The organism is Prevotella sp. HMSC073D09, from assembly GCF_001814145.1.
GTDB lineage: Bacteria > Bacteroidota > Bacteroidia > Bacteroidales > Bacteroidaceae > Prevotella > Prevotella conceptionensis.
Genome location: NZ_KV815143.1, coordinates 3,524 through 3,723 on the forward strand (window position 1 = coordinate 3,524; position 200 = coordinate 3,723).

The window sequence follows — 200 nt, forward strand, 5'->3', positions numbered from 1 at the left end:
ACTACACCATCTATCCCGCCCCCATACTCAGCGTTACGCGCCAGCGTTTCACCAAGCACTATTCTCAGGAACAATCCGCATTGCCAGTGTGGTGAACAAACCCACAACTTATGGCGACGGCATCACATACAGCATCCAAAAGGAGGAAAGCGTATTGAAAAGGGACTCCATTCTCAGCACAGGGACGAGAACGGACAGCC